At 33.5% G+C, this 8,099-nt stretch carries 4 protein-coding genes; all 4 read right to left on the bottom strand.

The window, feature by feature from the left end; genetic code table 11:
* On the bottom strand, positions 1-1,376 hold a 1,376-nt coding region (locus IC220_RS05505), incomplete at its 3' end, for an ankyrin repeat domain-containing protein (RefSeq protein ID WP_188153514.1).
* 572 nt (positions 1,377-1,948) lie between these two features.
* Positions 1,949-4,093, bottom strand: coding sequence for a hypothetical protein (locus tag IC220_RS05500; RefSeq protein WP_188153513.1), 2,145 nt, complete (start codon positions 4,091-4,093; stop codon positions 1,949-1,951).
* Between the two features lie 146 nt (positions 4,094-4,239).
* Entirely contained in the window at positions 4,240-7,533 is a 3,294-nt protein-coding gene (locus IC220_RS05495) for a hypothetical protein (RefSeq protein ID WP_188153512.1), read from the bottom strand.
* Between the two features lie 63 nt (positions 7,534-7,596).
* On the bottom strand, positions 7,597-8,073 hold the full coding sequence (locus tag IC220_RS05490; RefSeq protein ID WP_188153511.1) for a hypothetical protein: 477 nt from the start codon (positions 8,071-8,073) through the stop codon (positions 7,597-7,599).
* Positions 8,074-8,099 lie beyond the last annotated feature (26 nt).

Genomic DNA, 8,099 nt, shown 5'->3' with positions numbered 1-8,099 from the left:
TGTTCATCCAGAATAGAATTAGTATAAATAATATACTTAAGATCTAGCTCCTTAAAATTACCTTGAAATATAGGATCTTTAGATTTGTTATTAAATCTTTCTCTACTGTTTAAATAGTCCGAGAAATACTTGCCTAGATAAAATTTATCGTTTTTTGGATTTGTAAATTTTTCAATGGTAACCTTACCCTTTTTTAAATCTTCTACATGTTTTGCTTGCAAAAGAATTATTGTTGATTTTTCCTCATTCCAATATCTAAAGACTATATCATCAAAAGCACCTAAACCATCCACATTTGTGTCTAAATAAAATCTATCTGTATCACTTTCCCCTCTAATCTTACCTAACATTAATAGATCAATTTCATAAGAATCTCCACTACTTGCAGTCCCTGCTCTTCTTTTAGAGCTGCGCTTTTGAGCAATTTCTTTTACTTTATTAGAATATTGCTTATTCTTTTCTTGATCTCCGCTCTCCTTAGAATAGAAACTTTGCTGAAATTGCTGATCTGCTGATTGCTCTTTAACATAGGATTGTAGGGTTGGCTGAGTGTGTGATTTCAATATCCCCACAATATCTTGCTTATCAAGACGTTTAGCAATATCTAATGGAATCTCATCATCGTTATTTCTCATACCAACTTCTGCTTGATTATTTAGGAGTAATTCTACAAGTTTTTTATCACTTTTAGAAGTAGCAATATGTAGAGGAGTACCACCTTTATTATTCTTAGCATTAATATCTGTTTTCCACTTTGGAAGCAGTAATTCTTCAACTATCTCTTTTTTGCCTTTTTCAACAGCATAGTGTAAAGGTTTATTATCTTTATTATTTTTATCAATAATGTCGGTCTTTACTCCTGCTTCTAGAAGCTCTTGGACTTTCTGCAGTTCACCCTTCCTTATAGCAGTAAATAGCTCTGTATTTTTTCCTCTTTCATCATCACTATCAATAAAGTCAGGAGAATTAAGATTTATTTGGTGATGCTGAGCAGAATCAATGGGCTGATTATCTCGATCAGACTGACTACCGTCATAAGGAGATTGCTGATTTCCTTGATTAGCATTTGAAGGCCCTGATTCATTATCAGCTCTTTTCACTCTATTTCCTGGTAGATCTGGTTGTTGTTTCACCAACTTAACATGTTGTTCAGGTTGACTCTCAGATAATTTATTTCCTTTAGAAGAACCAGATCTTCTAATAGCTTGTTCCACCTTAAAACCTTCTGGCAGTTCTGGATTATCATTTGTACGTTTTACTCTTTTTAAGTCTTGAAGAGCCTTTCTGCTTTGCTCTCTATATTGCTGTTCTTCCTGTATTTGTGATTTAAGTTCTTCTTTTTTTAAATAGCTTGCTGGATACCTTGTCTTTAACATAAAACCCCCTTGTTGTTACACCAAAACCGATCATGATTGATTCATAACATAATAAATTATTAAACTTAACAATGCAAGCTTTTTGCATTTTGAAGCTGAAGTTAGCACTGACTGAAAACCCTTTATTTACTTTAGACACCAATTTCGTTAAATTTGACAACATTTTCCTCTCTATTCTCACGCACGTATATACTTTCATATAAACAAAAATTACTGAAAAGCTATCCAGTATGGCTGATTTTGGCTATTTTGCATAACGATTCCGAGAGTAAGTTTTTTTTGGAATCGCTTGGCCCATTTACCCGTAGTTGCAAACTCCTCTCTAAGTTAGTTTTAGTATGGCAAAAACCCCCAATAATAGCTTATTTTTACCCACATACATACGACATTTCGTACCTAATTATTTGCCCCAAAATTCCCATTTTCTTTACATAATCTATTAACTTTCACCTATTTTTCTCTAAAAGGTAGGACATTTTTTGCGGTTTAGAGAAAGTAAATAATTGAATTTTTTGTCACGCTGAAGAGAGGGACTTTCTTAAAAAAAATATTTAACCAAACTTATGTAACTTTCATTTCTTCCGCAAAGGTTCTGCAACATTTGCATAATCCATACTATTCAGCGAAGAACTTGGTGATTTTTTCTCTACTTTACTCTGTAACGTTCTTCTTGCTTTTTCTGCTTTTTCTCTTGCTTGTACTACATTTGTTACTGCCATGCATATTAAATCATTAACGTCTCTATCGCCACACTCCAGCACATTTTTTCTTGATTCTTCCTCTTCCTTCTCTTGTTCAGTAAAATCCTTACTTACTTCCTTAAATATATCACGTAGGTTAACTGGGCTTTCCTTCATAAGCTTCTTAAATTTGGCTTCATAACCCTCATTGAGAACAATAAAAATATACTGCTCCTCTAAAAAACTGTATATATCCTTATCCTGTCTTACCTTCTTTCTTGATATTCCACGCTCTTCCATTTCATCACACAATAACTCAATAGCTTCTTTAATAGCTTTTGCTTTTGCCTCTGCTCTTTCCCTTCCTTTTTCCGCTTCTTCCCTTCCTTTCTTTTCTTCTTCCATACCCTTCTTCACTTCTTCAAGTTGGTTTTTTGATTCTTCTCCTTTCTTTTTCATCTTTTTTGACTGCTGTTTCATCGCTTTTATTGTTTCAACTTGCTCTCTTTCTTCTTCCTCCAGTTCTTCTTGTGTTTTAAATTCGTTCCGTAATTCATTACTTTGCAATCTTAAACTCTCTAATCTTGCAACAAAATCCATATAATCAATCTCACCACCTGTTTCTGTTAGCACCATTTTATAAAAAGTCAACTTGCCATCTTTACCTACCTTCACTTCATAACTATCGATTTCCTTTATTGCCTTTTTATAACTTTCATATAAGCTCGAATAACCTGACACATACCTATATTCTTTATACCAGTAAGCTGTTGTAGGTAAGTTCTTTATTGCCTTCCAAATATACCTCAGTGTTTCTTTTGAAGCTTTTGCTTTATTTTTAGCTTCATTCCATAATCCTAACCTATCCCAATTCTGTACCATGTTGAAAGCATTTTTTACCTTCATTTGGTCTACAAATGCTCTCATTTCCTTTTCTTCTTGATATAATCTATCAAGCTTATTTTGTAGCCTTTCTATTTTTTTTTGCTGATAATACTCTTTTTCGATTCCTTCTATTTCCTCTGATTTATGTTTTTCTATTTCTCTTTCATACCTTGCACTAATCTCACAGCATACCTCCAGTATAACCTGCATTTCTTCTCTCAACTTCTTAACTAAACCTTCTATTTCTTCTTCTATTTTATCCTTTTGTACCCATAGTTCTTCTCCCTCTGTTTTTTCTGATTTGTTTATTTTCATCTCTAAAATAGTGTCAGCGTTATCTATCAACTCCCTATACTTTGTCAATATTTCATCTCTTATCTTCTCAACACCATTCTGTCTTTTGTGGTAATATTCCACACCAAACACTTCATATATTGAGGCAATCTCCTTGCGTACCTCCGTGTCACTTATGTTCTTCAACTTTCTTGGCAAAAATAACTTAAAGTTGCAATATATTGTGTCACCATAATATCTCTCATATCTCTCCAGTATTATACTTACCGCACTGTACACCATTTCTATTTTTTCATAAACTTCTCGTGCTCTCTCATGTTTGTTTTTATCTGGATGATATCTTGCCAGCAACACTTTTAACTCTCTCTTGATATCATCATGATCCTCATGTAAAACCCTCATTCTCTCTAGCGCCGTTTCTAACGTGAAATTCTCATTTAAACATTTTACTTTCTTTAGAAAATGCTCTATTGCCTCCTTTTTCCCGTAATAAGGCTTTATTTGCCATATAAAGTCTTTTGTATACCTCCACAATATCCAATATGCATCCTGTAGATCACTTCTCTTTTGCCAATCTAAATCAGTGTAACGCAGTCTCTTTATATCTTTCTCAAGCTCTAGTTTATTGGTTCTTTTTTCTTCTATATATTTTAAAAATTTCTCCATCACTTCTCTTTCAAGTCCACTTTGAAATCTTCTGCTACTACAGATTTTTGACCTATAATCTCTATACTGATAATCCGACAGGCTCACTACAGACCTTGCATGCATGGCAAAATCTTCACTACTTATTATGCCTCTGATTGACTCGATATAGTTTTCTTCTTTGATTGCTTTTTTAGATTTAAACGAGAACATATCCTCACTCCTATATAACCACACTAAACAAGCGCATAGCAGAGCTAAACAGACTACTAGCAGCTGATTATTCCGACAACATAAACACCATAACGATAATCCAACTAGTGCCAGTACTATCGCTTTTTTGTTTTTACTTGATATTTTCATTTTTTCCAAGAAGGTCCTGCAACATTTGCATAATCCATACTATTCAGCGAAGAACTTGGTGATTTTTTCTCTATTTCACCCTGCAATGTTCTCTTCACTTTTTCTGCTTTTTCTCTTGCTTGTACTACATTTGTTACTGCCATGCATATTAAATTATTAATGTCTCGATCACTACACTCCAGCATATTTTTTCTTAATTTTTCCTCTTCCTTCCCTTGTTCAGTAAAATCTTCACTCACTTCCTCAAATATATCACGTAGGTTAACTGGGCTTTCCTCCATAAGCCTCTTAAATTTGGTTTCATAACCCTCATTGAGAACGAAAAAAGTATACTGCTCCTCTAAAAAACTTTGCGCATCTTTATTCTGTTTCATCTGCTTTCTTGATATTCCACGCTCTTCCATTGCATCACACAATAACTCAATAGCTTCTTTAATAGCTTTTGCTTTTGCCTCCGCTCTTTCCCTTCCTTTTTCCGCTTCTTCCCTTCCTTTCCTTTCTTCTTCCCTTCCTTTCTCCGCTTCCTCGAGTTGAGTATCTTTCTCATGCCCTTTGACTTGATGTTCCATATTTTCTTTACCAAGTTCTTGTATGGTTTTATTGCTTGCCTCTTCCTTCTTTTTGTTTTCTTCTATTTCTTGCTTAAATCGATGGTAGTAAATTAAGCTTTGTTTATATTCTTCTCGACTTCCTGTAATACTTTTTGCAAATTCTGAAAATGTTGTTGCCTTGCGACTAAATAACTCATCCTTCTTTTGACTTTCCGTAAAAGATTGCTGAAACTCTTCAATTAATGCAATTACGAGAGGTATGCTTTGCCACTGTTTTTCTGGTGCCTGCCTTATATTGCAGAAATCTGCAAATGATTCCCATTTCCATGCCATTCTTCGCAAAGAGTTTGGCAGTGAATGCTCTTCTTTACTTTTATTTATCATTTCCTTTGCTTGTTTTAATTCTTCATATAGTATCTCATTTGTTCCTGAAGGGACAGATCTTTGCAAAATCCCTATCAAATTATCCAGAGCCTTATTCAACTCATCAACATCATCACGGCTTATTTCTAGATCACTTTTTTTCGTTTTGTACGCATGTATTTTATAGCTAGCTAATACTGTCACACCAATTGCAACTAGTACAGCAGGAATAACAAACGGTATAGCAACTACTACACCAGCACCACCAACTACAACAGCAGCAGCATCTGCCATCGCAGCACCAGCTGCAACTTCAGCCACAACAGCACCTCCACCAACTCCAACAATAGCACCTCCACCACCACATGCCCATCCTACTTTTAATTTCTTCACTTCTTGTTTTTCAAAAAATTTCCTTACCTGCTCTAAACTTTGTTGTTCATTTTCACAAGTCTTATTTACCTGTTTTGAATCCTGTTCTTTATTTTGCTTACTACTTCTTTTCAACTTTACACTAGAATTATCTTCTTTACAGGATACTTCTTTTTTATAGTTTTGCAGCATTGAACTTATCTTACTAAATACTGTATCTTTAGGAAGTAACTCACATAATTCTTTTAAGGTGAAAATACTATGTAGATCTAAAACTTTTTCTCCTTTAGCACTGCTAGCTTGCTCTGTAATGAAATTAATCATTTCTAACTCTCGTTCAAAATTTTCCGTAGTAAACCTTGCCCTAATTTTTGGCATTGAACTATATAATCGTGCGATTTCTGTAAAAGCTGGTCTTGTTAGTAACTCTTCACTTAATGTTTTTCCATTCACACTTCTTGTATTTATATCTGCTCCGTTACAAACCAAAAGCATTGCTAGGTCTTCCTTATCCTGTTTTATAGCTTCAGTTAGCATATCATCCAAGATATTGAACCCTGCTTCAATTACATCATATGAGGTTACCGTGTATATTGTTAACGCTAGTACTAAAGTACTCTTTTGCTGTTTTAGTGCATTAATAGTAATATCCCTCACAAAAACTTCACTTTTAGTTTTAGATATTTCATTCCTTATTTCTTCTATAATGTTTTCTTCTAGTTTTCGTAGATATACTTCCTCTTTACACTCTGAAATCTGATTATCTAATTCTTGTAAAAGTACTTTTATAAAACTCTCAATACATAATGGACTATTTCTATCTTTTTCCCAAACTTCGTTTGCCATTACACGGGCTTTCTCTAATCTTTCTTGTGCTTGCGTACTTAAATCAGGTTTTATTTCTTTAATCAGCATATTACTTAATATAGGCTTGCTGCTTGTTAAATTACTATGAAGTAACGCACTTCTTATGGCATTCACGAATTTTTCAGGATCAAGTAATCTGTCATCTAGCCTAGTAATTTTTTCTTCTAATAATTCCACAACTTCTTGAGAAAAATTTAAACCCTCATATTTACCCAATTTTACAAGCTTATCATGAAGAAGCTTATGCAGAACTCTCACTATGAACCAATTACTCAGCTTAGCAATAATGAGCGTTGTAGGAGGATTTTTTTCATTAGGACATAACACATTTTTTATATTTTCATCTATAGTTTTTGCTACTGTGTTCTCTAGCTCTTGATACCATTGACTAAGAAATGTAAATTTTTCAATGTCTTTTAAAAATGAGTAATGTTGCTGAATTTTCCCTGCGCATCTTTTATACTCACTTACTGTAATATCTCTTTTCTCACTGAACATTTCCATTGTCCTTTCTAAAGCATTATCAACTGAATCCTTTATTTCTTTATCCATATTTTCTATCGTCTTATTAGCAAAATTATCATAAATCTTAAGAATTTGTTCATAATCTATAGAGCATAGGTCTGTTATATCTATTTCATTAGTGTATTCAGTGATGTTCTTTTCGCCTTGAAAAAATCTATGATCGGCAATATAGCGAGACTTTTCTACTTCCTTTGTTTCTGGTAAGCGTGCAAACACATTCTCTTTTAATCTTTTTTTGATTTCTCGTTTTATCTCATTTCCTTCTTTACTGAAGGATTTTACTAATTTTACCCTATCAAGGGTTATACCTTTATCAACAAAGTCAAAACTTCTATCTATACTATTTATTAATTCTTCATCCTCTTCATTTCTTAAAGATCTCATTTCTTTATGAAAGATTTCTTTATACCTTTCCAGACATTGTATCTTTAACTCGTACTCACCATACAGCCTTATATTCATAATATTGATTTTGGTAACCATAAAGCTTAAATAGTACTTGGTAAGCCCTATGGAATTATGGACAAGCACCTGAATTAAACTTGCATTTCCAGTGCTTATAAATTCTTCTACTTCTCTTTCGAATGTTTCATTATCAAAAAAACTTGGCATATAACCCCCTTATTAATTAAGCATATCTTAATTATCATGAGATTACAAGTCAATCACTTTTTTTTACATAACTTTTTTGGTATTTTGTTCACTTGTTGAAAATTGTATATTCTGTGGATAACCATAAAACCTCTCCAACTGCTCACTCCATAAAAGTGGTATTTTCTTTAAATCTGCTAATTTCAGATGTCGTGGCTGGGTTCCGTTTAGAATATCCTCTTTTATCCTTGGAGCCAGGTAATTTAATCGTAAAATACGCTGTATATGTCGTACATTAATTTCAGTACAAAGCTCTCTTGTTGTTGCGTATTTTCCTTCTTTTATTTGACGTTGCCACAGATGTGCTCTTACTAATCCTTTCAGTAGCGTGCTATCTTTCTTATCATTTTTTTCGTCTTCCGGAGCCAGTATCATACATCTACCCACACTTTTCTTTAACTTGAGCTGCCTAAATAGAGCAATTTCTCCATTTTTTATTTCCATCCTTGTTTTACTTTCTTTTTGCTTGCCCAACAATATCTCTCCTTCTTTAAGCTGCATAGGCATACGATAGCTCCTTTAGGTCT

This window comes from Wolbachia endosymbiont of Pentalonia nigronervosa (genome assembly GCF_014534705.1).
Lineage (GTDB): Bacteria > Pseudomonadota > Alphaproteobacteria > Rickettsiales > Anaplasmataceae > Wolbachia.
The sequence above is the reverse complement of the archived record's forward strand: the minus strand, read 5'-3'. Positions and strand labels throughout refer to the sequence as shown.